At 51.9% G+C, this 16610-nt stretch carries 14 protein-coding genes; 9 read left to right on the top strand and 5 right to left on the bottom strand.

The genetic code is table 11. The features are described from left to right. Positions 1-52 precede the first annotated feature (52 nt). Together PsWM33_RS11700 and PsWM33_RS11695 are read left to right on the top strand one after the other, a co-directional pair. The gene (locus tag PsWM33_RS11700) at positions 53-1807 is read left to right on the top strand and encodes a type I secretion system permease/ATPase (RefSeq protein WP_063300357.1); all 1755 of its coding nucleotides are present in this window, start codon (positions 53-55) and stop codon (positions 1805-1807) included. Continuing rightward, entirely contained in the window at positions 1807-3120 is a 1314-nt protein-coding gene (locus PsWM33_RS11695; RefSeq protein ID WP_063300356.1) for an HlyD family type I secretion periplasmic adaptor subunit, read from the top strand. The genes PsWM33_RS11700 and PsWM33_RS11695 overlap by 1 nt, the downstream gene beginning before the upstream one ends. 98 nt (positions 3121-3218) lie before the next feature. Here the strand turns inward: PsWM33_RS11695 and betB are convergent, their stop codons facing one another. Genes betB through betI form a run of 3 tightly spaced genes read right to left on the bottom strand, consistent with a single transcriptional unit; the run spans position 3219 to position 7018 of the window. Next, entirely contained in the window at positions 3219-4682 is a 1464-nt protein-coding gene (gene betB, locus PsWM33_RS11690) for a betaine-aldehyde dehydrogenase (protein ID WP_193778394.1), read from the bottom strand. 48 nt (positions 4683-4730) lie between these two features. Then, entirely contained in the window at positions 4731-6380 is a 1650-nt protein-coding gene (betA, locus tag PsWM33_RS11685) for a choline dehydrogenase (protein ID WP_063300354.1), read from the bottom strand. A gap of 35 nt (positions 6381-6415) precedes the next feature. Then, the gene (gene betI, locus PsWM33_RS11680) at positions 6416-7018 is read right to left on the bottom strand and encodes a transcriptional regulator BetI (RefSeq protein ID WP_063286301.1); all 603 of its coding nucleotides are present in this window, start codon (positions 7016-7018) and stop codon (positions 6416-6418) included. A gap of 272 nt (positions 7019-7290) precedes the next feature. Between betI and PsWM33_RS11675 the strand changes: the two genes are divergently transcribed. From PsWM33_RS11675 to PsWM33_RS11655, 5 genes are all read left to right on the top strand, one after another. After that, entirely contained in the window at positions 7291-8247 is a 957-nt protein-coding gene (locus PsWM33_RS11675; protein ID WP_063286302.1) for a choline ABC transporter substrate-binding protein, read from the top strand. 206 nt (positions 8248-8453) lie between these two features. Beyond that, positions 8454-9302 (top strand): choline ABC transporter permease subunit, encoded by an 849-nt coding sequence (choW, locus tag PsWM33_RS11670; RefSeq protein ID WP_063300353.1) that lies wholly within the window; start codon positions 8454-8456, stop codon positions 9300-9302. After that, complete coding sequence (gene choV / locus PsWM33_RS11665) at positions 9299-10342, top strand: choline ABC transporter ATP-binding protein (RefSeq protein ID WP_063300352.1); 1044 nt, start codon at positions 9299-9301, stop codon at positions 10340-10342. The genes choW and choV overlap by 4 nt, the downstream gene beginning before the upstream one ends. A gap of 200 nt (positions 10343-10542) precedes the next feature. Further along, positions 10543-11703, top strand: a complete 1161-nt coding sequence (locus PsWM33_RS11660; protein WP_063300351.1) for a DUF898 family protein — start codon at positions 10543-10545, stop codon at positions 11701-11703. Positions 11704-11705: 2 nt separating this feature from the next. Then, on the top strand, positions 11706-12824 hold the full coding sequence (locus PsWM33_RS11655) for a M48 family metallopeptidase (RefSeq protein ID WP_063300350.1): 1119 nt from the start codon (positions 11706-11708) through the stop codon (positions 12822-12824). Between the two features lie 41 nt (positions 12825-12865). Here the strand turns inward: PsWM33_RS11655 and PsWM33_RS11650 are convergent, their stop codons facing one another. Then, the gene (locus tag PsWM33_RS11650; RefSeq protein WP_063300349.1) at positions 12866-13828 is read right to left on the bottom strand and encodes a M14 family metallopeptidase; all 963 of its coding nucleotides are present in this window, start codon (positions 13826-13828) and stop codon (positions 12866-12868) included. Positions 13829-13875: 47 nt separating this feature from the next. Next, positions 13876-14802: a LysR family transcriptional regulator gene (locus PsWM33_RS11645; RefSeq protein WP_063300348.1), complete on the bottom strand. Its 927-nt coding sequence runs from the start codon at positions 14800-14802 to the stop codon at positions 13876-13878. Positions 14803-14808: 6 nt separating this feature from the next. Here PsWM33_RS11645 and PsWM33_RS27330 point away from each other — a divergent pair, with 6 nt between their 5' ends. Both PsWM33_RS27330 and PsWM33_RS11640 read left to right on the top strand, forming a co-directional pair. Then, complete coding sequence (locus tag PsWM33_RS27330) at positions 14809-14955, top strand: hypothetical protein (protein ID WP_193758237.1); 147 nt, start codon at positions 14809-14811, stop codon at positions 14953-14955. Between the two features lie 45 nt (positions 14956-15000). After that, positions 15001-16584 carry an ABC transporter substrate-binding protein gene (locus PsWM33_RS11640; protein ID WP_063300347.1) on the top strand — a complete coding sequence of 528 codons (1584 nt, stop codon included), beginning with the start codon at positions 15001-15003 and terminating at the stop codon, positions 16582-16584. Positions 16585-16610: the final 26 nt, after the last annotated feature.

Raw genomic sequence — 16610 nt, 5'->3', positions numbered from 1 at the left:
TACCGGGAGGGAGTTTCTTGCTTTAATTCCCAAAGCAATTGAGAGAAAGCTTATGCCCGACAGCCAAAGACAGAAAGAATCTGTAATCACCAGTGCATTCAGATCTCTAAGGTCCGCACTGGTTGGAATTGGTGGCGTCAGCATGCTGTTGAATATTTTGATGCTGACAGGACCACTCTTTATGCTGCAGGTCTATGACCGTGTGCTGGCAAGTGGATCGGTTCCAACGCTCGTCGTTTTGGCAACTCTTGTTGGTGTCCTTTTTCTTTTCTATGGAATTCTGGAAACACTCCGCAGTCGTGTTTTGTCCCGTCTTGGGCAACGTGTAGATGCCCAGCTCTCTGGTGTTTCCTACGAGATCTCAACGAGCCTACCACTTATTCTCGGCCCCAAAGGTGCAAAGATGCGCCCGGTTCAGGATCTGGATCAGGTGCGCAGTTTCCTTTCAGGCCCAGGCCCTGCCGCCATCTTCGACTTGCCGTGGATGCCACTCTATTTCGGTATCGTGTACCTCTTCCATCCCTATCTTGGCATGATGGCAATCGGTGGTGCGTTGGTCATTTGTGCGCTGGTTGGATTGAATGAACTTACCTCCCGCAGACCTTCGAGTGAGGCTGCAGCTGAAACAAACCGCCGCTCTGCTATTGTTGAAGCCAGTCGTTCCAATGCTGAAGTCATTCAGGCAATGGGCATGATGGAGACGATGAAGAACAGATGGCACAAGGGCAATGATGCCTACTTGGTCAAGCAACGCAAAGCAGGTGACCGAGCTGCCTTTTTCGCAACAGCCGTCAAAACCTTCCGCTTCATTTTGCAGTCCGCCATGCTTGGCATGGGCGCATGGTTGGTCATCCAGCAAGAGGTCACCTCTGGTGTCATGATTGCCTCATCAATCATGTCTTCCCGTGCTTTAGCTCCCGTTGAGCAAGCTGTTTCCCAATGGAAAGGTTTTCTGGCAGCCCGACAAGGCCTCGCCCGTTTGCGCAAGGTAGTCGAAAATAAAGATGACACCAACAACGTGATGGAACTGCCCCTTCCGCATCAGAAGGTTGATCTGGACAGTGTGGCATGTGGTCCGGTTGGTATCCGTCAGCCAATCGTGCAAGGCATCTCGTTTAGTCTTGCGGCTGGCGAAGGTCTTGGCGTTATTGGCAAGTCCGGTTCTGGCAAATCAACCTTGTCTCGCTCGATTGTCGGCATCACCAATGCTCTGACAGGATCAATCCGGTTTGATGGCTCAGAGCTTGATCAATGGACGTCGGAGCGCATCGGTGAATTTGTTGGCTTCTTGCCGCAGGACATTCAATTGTTTGATGGCACGGTTGCGGAGAACATTTCCCGCTTCAAGGAAGATGTAAATCCTGATGACGTCATCGAAGCTGCGAAAATTGCCAGTATCCATGAGTTCATCACAGGCCTGCCGGATGGTTACAACACGATTATCGGTAGTGGTGGTTATGCCTTATCTGGCGGCCAACGTCAGCGCATCGCCCTCGCCCGTGCCATGTATGGTGAGCCTTTCCTCATCGTTCTGGATGAGCCTAACTCCAACCTGGATTCTGAAGGTGAAGCCTGTCTGACCCATGCGATCAAACTGATGCGGGGCCGAGGTAAGATCGTCATCGTGATTGCCCACCGTCCAAGTGCGATTGCGGCGGTTAATAAGGTACTCGTGCTCAATGATGGCCGACAAGCTGCCTTTGGTCCGCGAGATGAGGTTATGAAGCAACTTGTAACCCCGGTTCAAACTCAGCAAGTCCCGCAAAAAGCAGCAATTAAAGCTCCTGCCAAACGAGGAGCAGCATAATGTATAATCATTCTGAAAGTGACAAACAGATTAAGGGTAGCATTAGATTCCATCTGATCTGCGCTGGTCTTCTGGTTGTTATCCTTGTTGGAGGCGTAGGCCTCTGGGGCGGCCTGATGGAAATCCGCGGCGCAATTATTGCTCCCGGTACCATTGTCGTTGAGACCAACACCAAGAATGTGCAGCACATGGAAGGCGGCATTGTCCGCTCCATCATGGTGACTGATGGGGATACCGTTGATGCGGGAGACACCCTGCTCCGCCTTGATGACACGGTGACCCGCGCCAACCTTGCTGTCGTGACCAAACAGCTCGACAATCTTTACTCGCAGGAAGCCCGTTTGATCGCAGAACGTGATGGAGAAGAAGAAATACTCTTCTCAACACGAGCCACAGATGATGCACATTCTCAGGTCCTGAACACCATTCAGGAAGGGCAACGCCGGATGATGGTTGCGAAGACCAAGAACCTGCGTGGCCGACAGGACCAGATGCGTGCTCAGATTCAGCAGTATAGAAAGCAAATTGATGGACTGTCTCAACAAAGAGATGCCAAAGAAATCGAGATCAGCCTGATCGATGGCGAACTGGAAGACCTCAACAAGCTGCTGGCCAAAAGACTGGTCACAGAGTCACGTGTCACAGCCCTCAAGCGCGAAAAAACCAAGCTTCAGGGTGAATATGGGGACTTCATAGCTCAGGTCGCTAAGACAGAAGAAGCCATCGCAGAGCGTAACATCCAGATCATGCAGATCGAAGAAGACGTTTTGACAAAGACACTGGAACAGCTTCAGCAAGTCCGGGCAGAGGTTGCCCAGCTTGAAGAAAAGAAGATTGCTGCACAGGACCAGCTGATGCGCATGGAAATCAAATCACCTCAGTCTGGCACGGTGCACGACCTGACCATTCACACCATCGGTGGTGTTATCGCTCCCGGTGAGGTGTTGATGCAAGTTGTGCCACGTGAAGACGTTCTGGTGATTGAAGCGCAGGTGCAGCCAATCGATGTGGATCAGTTGACGCCCAATCAGGAAGCAACGATCCGTTTGCCAAGCTTTGATCAACGCACAACACCTGAGCTGACAGCAGAAGTGAAGACGATCTCACCTGATCTTTTGGAAGACCCCAAAACCGGTCTCAGCTTCTATATGGCAGAGCTGACAATCTCAGAAGATCAGCTGGACAAACTGGGTGGTAAAAATCTGGTGCCGGGTATGCCGGTCGAGGCGTTCATTCAGACAGAAAACCGCACGGTGATCTCATACATCATGAAGCCAATGGTCGATCAGATCGCCCACGCAATGCGTGAGTAGGGACGCCGTGTATCGCCGAAAAATGGAAACCGGTTTTCGGATAAAGATACGCGAACAAATGCCCCTACTCTGCTCATTCACATTGATGTTGAGGCTGTTTACCAGCCAGCCTCAACATCACCCATCTCTACATAGATGCTCTTAACCTGAGAGTATTGATCCAGCGCCCACTGACCATTCTCACGGCCAATGCCGGAGTTCTTGAAGCCACCGAATGGCATCTCGACCGGGGTCAGGTTGTAGTTGTTGATCCAGCAAGTGCCAGCTTCCAACTGATCAATCACACGGTAGGCACGCTGAATATCTTTCGTGAACACAGCAGCAGCCAAACCAAACTCGGTGTTGTTGGCGCGGCGGATCACATCAGCTTCATCATCAAAGTCCAGCACACACATCACAGGACCAAAGATCTCTTCGCAAGCAATGCGCATGTCGTCTTTGACTTCAGTGAAGATGGTTGGCTCAACAAACAGGCCGCGACCAAGGCCGGCCACCTGCGGACGTCCACCACCAGCATAGAGAACCGCACCTTCGCTCTGGCCAATCGCGATGTAGTCCATCACTTTCTCAAGCTGAGCTTTGGAGACAAGCGGGCCAAGTTGTGTGTCTTCATTCAGCGGATCACCAATAAGGATCTTCTCGGTCCGCTCTTTCAGACGCTTCAGGAACTCATCTTTGATGGAAGAATGCACGAACACGCGTGTGCCGTTGGAGCAAATCTGACCGGTGGAATAGAAGTTAGCATTCATCGCCGCAGCAACGGCATTGTCGATGTCACTGTCTTCAAAGATCACGATCGGAGACTTGCCGCCCAGCTCAAGGCTCATGTGCTTCAGCTGAGAAGCTGCTTTTTCAGCAACCTTCATACCTGTTGGCACGGAACCTGTCAGGGAAACCTTGGCAATTTCAGGATGGGATACCAGAGAAGCAGCCGCTTCACGGTTTGCCTGCACCACGTTGAATACACCATCCGGCAGGCCAGCTTCACGGAAGATCTCAGCAAGCTTGAGCGCAGACAGGCAAGTCACTTCAGATGGCTTGAAGATCATCGCATTGCCAGCAGCCAGCGCCGGAGCAGCTTTCCATGCAGCAATCTGGATTGGGTAGTTCCAAGCGCCAATGCCAAGGCAAATACCCAGTGGCTCGCGCTTGGTCATGGCGTAAGAGCCACCCAGATCGATGTGCTCACCGTTAGAAGTTGCAGCAACGCTTGCGAAGTATTCCAGCGCTTCAGCACCAGAAGCAGCGTCAGCTACCAAAGTTTCCTGTAGCGGCTTACCCGTATCAAGCGTTTCCAGCTCGGAAAGCTCACGGTTACGTTCACGCATCAGGTCAGCAGCCTTACGCAGAACGCGGGAGCGCTCAGCAGGTGCCATGGAACGCCAGATCGCAAAGCCCGTCCGTGCGGATGCAATAGCTTTGGTGATGATTGCCGGTGTTGCGGAGTGAACCCGCGCAATCACTTCCTGTGTTGCTGGATAAAGGCTGAGGATCTCCTCCCCCATCGTATCTTCAACGTAAGTGCCGCCAATAAAGTGAGAACCACCAGGCTGCGCACGCAGGGATGCATTTGTCAGGTTATCTGTTTTCGTCATTTCTTAATCCAACACTTACCGTTGTTCGTTCTGCCAGTTCGGGTGAACCCACGCCTGCTTATCACTGGCAGGAAGCATACCTTTTCCGAGAATATGGTCTGCAGCCTTCTCACCAACCATGATGGAAGGTGCATTGAGGTTTCCGTTCGTAATCTGCGGGAAGATGGAGCTATCCGCAACGCGCAAACCGTCAACACCAATCACACGACATTCGCTGTCAACCACAGCACTTTCGTCATTCGCGTCACCCATTTTACAGGTGCCGCACGGATGGAACGCGCTCTCGACATGTTCTTTGATGAAAGCATTCAGTTGATCGTCGCTTTCAACGTCTTTGCCTGGCTGGATTTCCTTGCCGCGGAATGGATCAAAGGCCTGCTGAGCAAAGAGCTCACGTGTCAGGCGAATGCACTGGCGGAAATCTTCCCAATCGTCTTCATGGCTCATGTAGTTGAACAGCACATTCGGCTTGTCCATTGGGTCCGCAGATTGCAGCGTCACCGCACCGCGAGATTTGGAGCGCATCGGGCCAACATGAACCTGATATCCGTGGCCTTCAGCTGCCGCCTGCCCGTCATAACGAACCGCAAACGGCAGGAAGTGGAACTGAATGTCAGGGTACATCACGCCCGCTTTGGAGCGAATAAATCCACAGGTTTCAAAGTGGTTGGTGGTGCCCAGGCCAGATTTTGCCAGCTGCCACTGAGCTCCGATCACGCCTTTAGAGATCAGATTCCAGTGCTTGTAGAGCGTAATCGGCTGAGTACATGCCTGCTGAATATAGAGTTCCAGATGATCCTGAAGGTTCGCACCAACACCCTTACGATCTGCAATCACATCAATGCCCAGAGCAGACAGAGCCGCCGCATCACCGATGCCGGAATGCATCAGCAGCTTTGGTGAGTTGATGGAAGACGCAGAAACGACCACTTCGCGGGAGCATTTGACCTGATGTACCTGCCCGCCACGTACATACTCAACGCCAACAGCACGTTTGCCTTCCATGAGAATACGATTGACGTGCGCGCCGGAGATGATCTCCAGATTTTCACGGCCTTTGATTGGCCAGAGATAAGCGTTGGAAGCGGACCAGCGACGGCCATTGTGAACCGTCATTTCCATATCGCCAAAGCCTTCCTGGCGATAACCGTTGTAGTCGTCAGTTTTGGCGTAACCGGCCTCTTCACCAGCCTGTACAAAGGCATCGTAAAGCGGGCTCCAGCGTGTACCGCGAGAGACGTAGAGCGGGCCGGATTTCCCGCGCCAGTCTCCGTCTACTTCGGTGTTCTCAAGGCGCTGGAAGTAAGGCAAAACGTTCTGGTAACCCCAGCCTTTCGCCCCCATCTCTTCCCAGCTGTCAAAGTCGCAGGCATTACCGCGCACATAGACCATGCCGTTGATAGAGGAAGAGCCACCAATCACCTTACCGCGTGGCAAAGCAAGCTTACGCCCGTCCAGATGCGGCTCAGGCGCACTCTCATAGCCCCAATCGTAGCGGGACATGTTCATGGGATAGGACAAGGCAGCGGGCATCTGGATAAACGGACCGATATCCGTACCACCAAACTCCAGCAAAACCACCTTGTTTTGGGGATCTTCAGAAAGACGGTTTGCCAGGGCGCATCCAGCAGAGCCGGCGCCTACAATAATGAAATCTGCAGTCATTGTATTCTCTTGGGCTTGAAGCCGTATTCCAGTTATTATTGTGTAGTTTCTGTCGTTTCAAAGCTGTCGAAACATTTCTTCACGTAGTCCTGAACCAGCATTGTTGCCGGTGACCCGTCAGGTCGGTTTGTCGTTAGCACGCATTGCAGCCAGAGCCCGTCAATCATCGCAGCTGTACCTTCTGCCGCTGTAATCGCCGTCTCTCGATCTGTGACGCGGTGGTATTCCGCAGTGAGGTTCGAGATCAGCCGTCGGTGGTAGATCTGAAGCAACCGGCGTGTTCCCGGTTCCGTTCGTGCCACCACATAAAACGCAAACCACGCCGAGATAACGGAGGGCTGAAACTGCTCATCGCTGAAGTTGGTATGGATGATCGCATCGATCCGCTCCATAGGGGTTTTCGTCTTCAGCAAGCGCTTGCGGGATTGCTTGCTCAAGTCCGTCAGCAAAAAGCTTATGGTCGCGTTGAAGACAGCTGCCTTCGAGCCAAAGTAGTGATGTGGCAGGCCCGTCGAAACGCCGGCATTCTTGGCAATATCTGCCATTGTTGTCGCTGCGTACCCCTTTTCATGGATCGCTTTGATCGTTGCCATAATTATCGAGGTTTTGCGTTCCTCTTCCATTCCGACCTTAGGCATTTGTGCCGAACTCACTCCAAGATTATTTTTATTGAACGTTCAATCAATAAAAATAGTTCTTAGAACATTTCGGAGCTTTTGAAAAGTATTGTACTCAGATTTATCGTAATTAATATCTGACGGAGAGGTTGCCTTTAGTCCATCGGGTGTTTATTAGCTTTAGTGAACGAAGGAATTTGAAAATTTAATTGTCGTCTAGGTAGTGTTTAGGACATGTTTTCTGCACAATTCTACGGCTCTATTAAATAAATATCGAAATTGGGGAGATTTACATGAGTGTTGCTAGTGGCCTGATAAAGAAACTTTCTACTTCTGCTTCAGTACTATTACTAATCACTGGGTCAGCTCTCGCCGCAGAAGCGGAAGCCTGTAAAACTGTACGCTTCTCCGACGTGGGCTGGACAGACATCACCGCAACCACCGCCACAGCAACGTCTGTGCTGGACGCGCTCGGTTACGAAACAGACGTAAAAGTACTTTCCGTTCCAGTCACTTATGCGTCTCTCGCAAACAACGATATTGATGTATTCCTTGGCAACTGGATGCCGACAATGGAAGCTGATATTGCGAAATATCGCGAAGCTGGCACCGTTGATACTGTTCAAACCAACCTGACTGGCGCCAAGTATACTTTGGCTGTTCCTAAGTATACCTATGACAAGGGTTTGAAGGACTTTGCGGACATCGCAAAATTCTCTGGAGACCTTGATGGCGAGATCTACGGCATTGAAGCAGGCAACGATGGTAACCGTCTGATCCTCGATATGATCGAGAAAAACGCGTTCGGCCTCAACAAAATCGACCTCGTCGAATCATCTGAAGCTGGCATGCTGTCCCAGGTCGCGCGTAAAACTCGCAAGAACCAGGACATCGTCTTCCTCGGTTGGGCTCCGCACCCAATGAACTCCAATTTTGAGCTGGAGTACCTCACCGGTGGTGACGAGTTCTTCGGTCCAAACTTCGGTGGCGCTGACGTTCTGACCAACACCCGCGCAGGTTACTCTGCTGAGTGTGCGAACATGGGCAAATTCCTTCAGAACCTCACCTTCTCCCTGCAGATGGAGAACGAGATCATGAACGGTATTCTGAACGACGGTGAAGAGCCAACAGACGCAGCAAAAGCATGGATCAAGAAGAACCCTGAGGCTCTTGATAAATGGCTTGCTGGCGTAACTACTTTTGACGGTAAAGACGGTCTTGCTGCTGCAAAGACTGCATTCGGCCTCTAAGGGTCATTACCGAGCATGAATTGAGAGGCGGATGCGATACACTCGCAGTCCGCCTCTTAGCGCATTATTCCAGAACACTCCGGCACCTGGAATAACCATTGCGCACTGGGGCAAGCTGCTTGTCGGTACCAATAATTTTGTATCCTGCCCTACAAATGAAATGACGTTAACGCGTTGACACACAATAACAAAATCTGAGGTTTCCCGTGGAGTGGCTAACAGAGCACAAACTACCCATCGGCAAATGGGCCAAGTGGGGAGTTGACTGGCTCACCGACAATGCAAGTGGCTTTTTCGATGCGATTTCCGTTGCAATCGAATGGCTCATCGACAGTGTACTATGGGTTCTACAAGCCCCTCACCCGCTCGGCATTGTGGTCATTGCCACAGCTTTGGCCTTTGTGGTCAGAAGGTCCTTCGTCTTTTCAGCGTTTGTTGCGGTGAGCCTGCTGCTCATCATCAATCAGGGCTATTGGGATGAAACCACAGAAACGCTGGCGCTGATCCTCAGCTCCACCTTTATCTGTATGTTGATTGGTATTCCTGTCGGCGTTTACTCCGCGCATCACCCTAAGTTCTTCTCATGGGTACGCCCTGTGCTGGACTTGATGCAGACAATTCCTACGTTTGTTTATCTGATCCCTGCGCTGATCCTTTTTGGTCTTGGCGTAGTTCCGGGCCTGATCTCAACCGTCGTTTTCGCCCTGCCTGCTTCAATCCGCCTGACACAGATTGGTGTTGCCTCCACGCCGCTGCACCTGCTCGAAGCCGGTGAAGCCTTTGGCGCCACTTACTGGCAGAAGCTCTTTAAAATTGAGCTGCCATATGCGCTGCCAAACATCATGGCTGGCTTGACGCAAACCATCATGTTGTCACTGTCCATGGTTGTGATCGCTGCCCTTGTCGGCGCGGACGGCCTTGGTGTTCCAACACTTCGTGCGTTGAACACAGTGAATATCGCAAAAGGATTTGAGGTTGGTATTGCAATCGTGCTGATTGCTATTGTGCTTGACCGTTTCTTCAAGAGCTCAGAAGAAAAGGGCAGTAAAAAATGACCAATCCTGTTGTTTCCTTCAAAAACCTGTCCATCGTCTTTGGTGATCAGCCCGATGCTGCCCTGCCCCTGATTGATGCAGGCAAAGACCGCGCTGAGATTCAGGAACAAACCGGCCAGCTGGTTGGTGTTGCCAATGCGACCTTCGACATCCAGCAAGGAGAGCTTCTCGTTCTCATGGGCCTGTCCGGTTCTGGCAAATCCACCCTGCTCCGCGCTATCAATGGCCTTAACAAGGTCTGCCGTGGTGAAGTGCTCGTTGCTGACGACGGTGAACAAGTAAACCCAACCACCTGCTCTACCTCGCGCCTGCGTAAACTGCGCCGCGAACGTGTTGCCATGGTATTCCAGCAGTTCGGCCTATTGCCTTGGCGCACTGTGCGAGACAATGTTGGCTTCGGCCTGGAACTCTCCGGCATTCCTAAGACCCAGCGCCTTGAACGTGTCGAAGAGCAACTGGAGCTTGTTGGTCTTGGCGGCTGGGGCGACAAATACGTGCATGAGCTTTCCGGTGGCATGCAGCAGCGTGTTGGTCTGGCGCGTGCCTTTGCAACAGATGCTCCAATCCTGCTGATGGATGAGCCGTTCTCTGCACTCGATCCTCTCATTCGCAGCCGTCTGCAGGATGAGCTGCTGGAACTGCAGGAAAGATTGCACAGAACCATTGTGTTCGTGAGCCATGATCTCGACGAAGCTGCCAAAATCGGCAACCGCATCGCCATCATGGAAGGTGGTCATGTGGTGCAGATCGGTACTCCGCAGGAAATTGTGAAGAAACCAGCGGATGAGTATGTTGAGTCCTTCGTCGCCCACATGAACCCGCTCAATGTGCTGCATGCTGAAGACATCATGACTGATCTCTCGCAGATGAGTGCTGATGTGATCGTGAGCGTTGAAGAGATGCCAAAGTGCACAGCAAAGCAGATGATCCGCGAAGTGATTGAAATGAAACGCCACAGCGCAGGTCCAATCGCGGTTTATCGCGGAGACCGTCCGGTCGGCATCATTCGCGAACAGGAAATCATGGACTGTTTCGTTTAGGACGAAGAACATTCATCGATTCTAGACAGGCGCATCTGCAAAGATGCGCCTGTTTTCGTTAACCTAAGAAATCTTCAGGCATTCGCGGCCTAAGAGTTGCTTTAGAAGAATAGTGCTCACTCAGCTTTCGAGTGTTTGCATATTTTGACGAGTGGAATTACAGAGAAAGACGTTTTTATTTAAAAATTTTGGATCGTGCCATGACTATTGAAGTTGCTCAGGGAAATCCGGGTTCACCAAAGCGGAGTTATATCCTCTTTTCTGGCGGTTCGTTCTTCGGACGTATTATGGCATGGGTCACTCTAACGGTTGCCACGCTGGGTATTTACCGCTTCTGGGCGATGACGGGCCTGCGCAGATCTCTTTGGTCCGCGACCCACCTCGAAGGTGATCATCTTCGCTACCATGGCACGGGTAAAGAGCTTTTCATTGGTTTCCTGATTGCTCTGGCAATCCTAATACCGTTCTATGCGCTCGGTTTCGGTCTCCAGTTCATGGGGCCTATTGCAACAATCGTTGGTTTCGGCATCATGTTTGTTGTTGGTTTTCTGCTGACACCATACGCACTGTTCCGCCGCCGCCGATACCTGCTAACCCGCACAAGCTGGCGCGGAATTCGCTTCCACATGCAAGGCTCTGCATGGCGTTATGTGGGCGCATGGCTCTTCTGGACCATCCTCTCAGTCATCACTCTCGGCATTGCTCTGCCATGGCGCATGGCAAAACTGGACAGAATGCTGGCAGAAGCCAGCTACTTTGGGAACCAGCGGTTCAGTTATTCTGCAAAAGCGAAGAGCTATTTTGATGCGTTGATACCTGTTTATGCCATCACGTTGTTGCCCGTCGCATTTATCTTGATTGCGGCGGTGTATACACAAGGTAAAGCCCTCGCCTTCCTACCGCTCGTAGTTCTGTTGTCTATGGTCCTCTGGCCTCTTGCCATGGCGAGAATCTTCCGTCTTCAGGCCAACTCCACAAAGATTGGTGATACCGGCTTCGAGAGTTATATCGGAGCTTCCAAGTTCTACGGCGCCTATATCATTCATGGTGTGATTGTTGGCGTGGGTATCTCAATTGTAGGTGCAGTTGGTACTCTTCTGGCTGTAACAGTTGGAGTCCAGCTAGAGCCACAGAGTGGCTTTTTCAGTCTGGCTTTCTTGCCAATTTTTGCTCTTTATTATGGAGTGCTTCTGTTCGCCAACATGATGGTCCTTCAAGTCATGTTGTTTGAGTGGAAGATGAGCAGCATGGTGGTCATCAACGCCCACAGCGTAAAGGATGCGATTGCTGCTGGTGATCTGGAAAATGCAGTTGGCATGGGGCTTGCTGATACGCTTGATGCAGGGTTTGAAGTTATCTGACCATGAAGTTACTGCTTGGAAACGCTGAGTTCTTTGATGGCACGTCTGCCGCTGTACGCAACTGTCAGATCTGGTTTGACTATGATGAGATGGTCCTGACAGATCTGGCAGGCGATCAGGAATATGCGCGCTGGTCCGCTGCAAAGCTGCTCTGTGATTGGACATCTCAAACCGCCATGGTGGTAGAGCTGAACAAGCCGACAAGCACCGCTTACGTCAAAATTACGAATACAGAGACCGCGCAATCCGTTGAGCGCAAAATTCGTTTGGTGGCGGGGCTTCCAAAGCGTGAAAACACAAAGAAAATCGTGTTTGGCAGCTTGGCATCCATCGCCCTGATTGCGCTTGCGCTGATTTACTTTTTACCTACGTTCTCCAAATACGCGGTTCACAACGTGCCGAAGTCCTGGGAAGCGGAACTTGGCAAGAGCGTTGAAGAAACACTGATCCCGGCTTTGAGTGAAGAGAAAATCTGTAAAGCCTCAACGGGTCAGGCTGCCTTGGAGCGGATGGCAAAGCGCCTCACAAAGGGCATGGACTTGCCGTTTGACCCGGTGATGACAGTGGTTGAAAGCAAAATACCCAACGCTTTCGCCCTTCCCGGCGGCAGGATCACCATTCTCTCCAAAACGTTGGAAGTGGTTGACAGTCCTGACGAACTGGCCGCCGTGCTGGCGCATGAGCTTGGCCATGTCAAACACCGTCACTCCATGCAGCAGCTCATCAACGTGGCGGGCACGGGTATTGTCTTTTCCATGTTCATCGGAGACTTCACCGGCGGCAGCATCGTTGCCAGTGTTGGGGAGTCTATGCTCGACAGCTCTTACTCCAGAGATATGGAGCGTGAAGCTGACCTTTTCGCTGTTCAGATGCTGGAAAACGCAGGCGTAGATTCCACCGGGCTTGCGAGCTTCCTTGAAAAGATCGCAGCAGAGCACAGTGAAGCCAATGCTCTCACACAGGCTCTGGGCTTCCTCTCCAGCCATCCGCCAACACAAGAGCGCGTGGATGCGCTGAATGAGCTTGCCGACCCAGAGGCAAAGAAAACGCCCGTTCTCAGTGAATGGCAATGGGAAAGCTTGAAGAATATCTGCTCTGAAACCGCAGAGTTAAGCGCTTAAATTGCGTGGCTGGGAACCAGATTCCCAGCCCCAAAGCACTCTTAATTCAACAGCTTCCCAAGGCGCACGGCAGTCTTCCCAACCAGTAACCGACGACTTGGCATAATCAGCACGCAGCTGTCATGCGGTGTTGTGACTGGCGTGTCTCCATCCGTCGCAATCACAGTTCCTTTCTCGGCAATCACCTCCATCCCGAGGTAATCATCGCTGAACCGGAAATTTTCATGCTGAACCGTAACAGGTGCCACGATTTTTATCGTCTTTTGCAGAACCAGTGGCGGCTGTTCTGCAAGAAACGCCTCACCAAAATCAGCAGGCACACACTCTGTTGCACTCAGGAACCGAATACACGCCGCAATAGCACGAGGCCCAGCCGCAGCTTCCCAATGTTGCCCTGCCTCCAGCAACAACGCAGCCTTGGGGCTCATTGCGTCGCCAAACCCATCATAATCACGCAGCCGCTTGCCTTCCTCATGGCCGGAATCGCAGATAATCCACTCAGGATCAGCCACTTGCTTGGCTAAAGCTCGGCCTTTTTCTTGGTCTCCAGCCAGCATCAGCGGCGCATTTTTGTGCTGCATGCTGTGCAGATCGAGCAAGTAATCAACGGTTTCAACAACAGGACGCACTTCGCGTGCTCGTTCCAGCTCGCGCGTCACTTCAGGGCCATTCAGCGATCCGTTTTGCCAGACACGATTGAAATCCTGATCCAGATACCGCGAAGCAGTTGGGTCATTCCGGTCAAATGAGTTGTAAGCCGCCACATTCATAAAAGCGAAGCTCAGCTTGCCTTGAACAGGGCGAACTTCCTGCTTGAACAACCAATCCAGAGCAACCGCACCACACGGCTCATTGCCATGCACAAGCGCAGATATCATTACATGAGGGCCAGCTGTGCCGGAATCAAACGTGGTGATCCAGTCCACTCCGGTATTGCCGACTTTATAGGGCAGGATATCAGGGAAATCGATTTCGATAGGGTAAGCTGTACTTTCAATAATCATGGCAATGGTCCTTGAAAAGCAAAGGTCACACCAGCCTCAAAACGCATCTAAGCTGGTGTTGAATATGGGTCCTCAATCTCAAAGGCGCGCGTAAATTCAATGAATTTTCTGGCGATCGGAGTGCTCGGTGTCGTTGCAGGCAATATGAAGGCGTTGAGGTAGGAAATACGCGGCTTAAAGGGTAGAAAAACCAGCGTTTCTGGATGGTTTCGCGCCACAGGAAACGGGTTGAGGACGCTAACACCAACACCTGCATGCACCAGCTCACTCACGGAGACGGCGGTAGAAGATTCGGCAACAATATTAGGCCGAATTCCCCGTTCCGCAAACATGCGCTCCAAAATCGCCCGCACGGGAAACCGGCGGGTGAGGGCGACGAAGTCCTGCCCGTCAAAGTCCTCGGGCTCAATAAACGCTTTGCTGGCAAGGGGATGGTCTCGATGCAAAACTGCATGCGCAATGGCAGAACGCAGCGGTTCCAGCGTTAATCCAGCGTGCTTGGAAAGCCCGTCAGTGATCCCCAGATCGGCATGCCCTTCGGCCACATGATTGCGAACGTCAGAGGATGTACCAATCTCCAGTTCAACCTTTTGCCCTGGATAAGCCTTGATAAACGCCGCCATCACGCCAAGCAGAAAACGGTGTGAGATCGTTGGCGGCGCAGCAAGGCGCAGCGGCTTGCTGCTGTGCTGAGAAACGAAGGTCTCGTTCTCAATCCCCGCCAGCATCTCAAAAACAGGTTCAAGCTTCTCATTCAGAGCCAAAGCATCAGAGGTTGGCACAAGCCGACCGCTCTCCCGATTAAACAGCGTTTTGCCGAGACGTTCCTCCAGATGCTTGATCGCGCGGCTCACTGCTGGTTGCGAAATACCAAGGCGAGCAGCGGCGGCAGTTGTTTTGCGAACGCTGATGACAGCGCGTAAAACTTCAAACTCGCGCAGGCTGAGACGGGGACGTGTAGGGGTATCTGACATAGTTCTATGCGTTTTGATTATAAAATTTTGAATGACAATGTTGAAAACACATACTACGGTTTAAGTCAACCGCAAAGCTCTACCGGTGATTTGCCCGTTTTGGCAGAAGCACACTCATATAAAGAAGCAGCGGGTTTGTTACTGGGCGAATGAATTTTAATCGCCAGAGGGAACGAAAATTTTGAGGGGGGAGCAGCAATGATTAAGCTGCACAAATGGTTTGCTGGAACAGCAAGTGCCATGTTGCTTATGGGTGGAATAGCGTCTGCTGAAGATCTGACGATCGGCTTGTCGTCAGAGCCAAGCGCGATCGACCCGCACTACCATAATCTGGGCCCGAACAATATGATCGCCTATCATATGTTCGATCGCCTTATTCACCAAAACGAAAAACAGCAGCTGCAGCCTGGCCTCGCAACCAGCTGGAAGCCAATTAATGCCACCACATGGGAACTGAAACTGCGTGAAGGCGTGGTGTTCCATGATGGCAATCCGTTCAATGCAGATGATGTGGTGTTCTCATTTGAGCGCGCACCAAATGTGCCAAACTCACCATCCAGTTTTGCCACCTACACCAAAGGCAAAACGGTCAAAAAGATTGATGACTACACAGTCCATATCGTGACTGAAAAGCCTTATCCGCTTGTTCCTAATGACATTTCAACCGTCAGCATCATCTCTGTAGAAGCGGGCACTGATGCAACAACCGAGATGTACAACTCCGGCAAGGCAACGGTTGGCTCAGGCCCATACAAGTATGCTGAGTACGTGCCGGGTGACCGCATCGTTCTGGAAGCAAACCCGGATTACTGGGGCGACAAGCCAAAGTGGGACAAGGTAACCTTCAAGCCAATCAAATCCGGCCCATCCCGCGTGGCCGCTTTGCTGGCTGGTGATGTTGACTTAATCAACGGCGTCCCAACAACCGACATTGAAGTGCTAAGCAGCAACGACAAAGTCTCCTTGTGGCAGGGGCCATCCAACCGCGTCATCTACTTGCATCTGGATCATGACCGTGACGACAGCCCGTTCGTGAAAGCCATGGGCGGTGGGGCCATCAAAAACCCGCTGAAGGATCAGCGTGTTCGTGAAGCGATCTCCAAGGCCATCAGTCGTGATCTGATCGTTGAACGTGTGATGGAAGGTGTCGCTGTTAAAGCAGGCCAGCTTCTGCCGGATGGCTTCTTTGGTGTCAGCGAAAACCTGAAGCCGGTCGAATACGATGCAAAGGGCGCGAAAGCGCTGCTGGCTGCTGCTGGCGTTGGTGATGGCTTCGAACTGCGCATCCACGGCCCGAATGACCGTTACATCAACGATGCCAAGATCGTGGAAGCTATCGCACAGATGCTTAACCGCGTTGGCATCAAAACCGATGTGGAGACCATGCCGCGGTCTGTCTACTTCAAGCGTGCATCTCGTGGTGGACCAAACAACACGCCCGAGTTCTCAATGGTTCTCGTGGGGTGGGGCGCTGGTTCTGGCGAAGCATCGTCGCCACTGCGTTCTCTCATCCATACCTACGACAAGAGCCAGGGCTTCGGCTCTTCCAACCGTGGCCGCTACTCCAATGCTGAAGTAGACGCCATGATTGAAGAAGCTCTGGCAACTGTCGATGATGAAAAGCGTCAGGACTTGCTCGCAAAAGCAACCGAGATCGCCATCAACGATCAGGCGATCATTCCGCTGCACTATCAGGTGAATACTTGGGCAACCCGCAAGGGCCTCGAGTACCTGCCTCGCACGGATGAATACACCCTGTCCTGGGGCGTATCCGCTGAGTAATCGCACGCAAACAAAAGACCGGCATA

The sequence above is a fragment of the Pseudovibrio sp. WM33 genome (assembly GCF_001623165.1).
Taxonomy (GTDB): domain Bacteria; phylum Pseudomonadota; class Alphaproteobacteria; order Rhizobiales; family Stappiaceae; genus Pseudovibrio.
This window is presented reverse-complemented; position numbering and strand designations above follow the sequence as displayed.

Excerpts from the sequence above, each read along its gene's own strand:
- PsWM33_RS11700 (WP_063300357.1), top strand. The coding sequence starts at position 53 with ATGCCCGACAGCCAAAGACAGAAAGAATCTGTAATCACCAGTGCATTC.
- PsWM33_RS11695 (WP_063300356.1), top strand. The coding sequence starts at position 1,807 with ATGTATAATCATTCTGAAAGTGACAAACAGATTAAGGGTAGCATTAGA.
- betA (WP_063300354.1), bottom strand. The coding sequence starts at position 6,380 with ATGACTGCAGATTTCATTATTGTAGGCGCCGGCTCTGCTGGATGCGCC.
- betI (WP_063286301.1), bottom strand. The coding sequence starts at position 7,018 with ATGCCTAAGGTCGGAATGGAAGAGGAACGCAAAACCTCGATAATTATG.
- PsWM33_RS11675 (WP_063286302.1), top strand. The coding sequence starts at position 7,291 with ATGAGTGTTGCTAGTGGCCTGATAAAGAAACTTTCTACTTCTGCTTCA.
- choV (WP_063300352.1), top strand. The coding sequence starts at position 9,299 with ATGACCAATCCTGTTGTTTCCTTCAAAAACCTGTCCATCGTCTTTGGT.
- PsWM33_RS11660 (WP_063300351.1), top strand. The coding sequence starts at position 10,543 with ATGACTATTGAAGTTGCTCAGGGAAATCCGGGTTCACCAAAGCGGAGT.
- PsWM33_RS11655 (WP_063300350.1), top strand. The coding sequence starts at position 11,706 with ATGAAGTTACTGCTTGGAAACGCTGAGTTCTTTGATGGCACGTCTGCC.
- PsWM33_RS11650 (WP_063300349.1), bottom strand. The coding sequence starts at position 13,828 with ATGATTATTGAAAGTACAGCTTACCCTATCGAAATCGATTTCCCTGAT.
- PsWM33_RS11645 (WP_063300348.1), bottom strand. The coding sequence starts at position 14,802 with ATGTCAGATACCCCTACACGTCCCCGTCTCAGCCTGCGCGAGTTTGAA.
- PsWM33_RS27330 (WP_193758237.1), top strand. The coding sequence starts at position 14,809 with ATGCGTTTTGATTATAAAATTTTGAATGACAATGTTGAAAACACATAC.
- PsWM33_RS11640 (WP_063300347.1), top strand. The coding sequence starts at position 15,001 with ATGATTAAGCTGCACAAATGGTTTGCTGGAACAGCAAGTGCCATGTTG.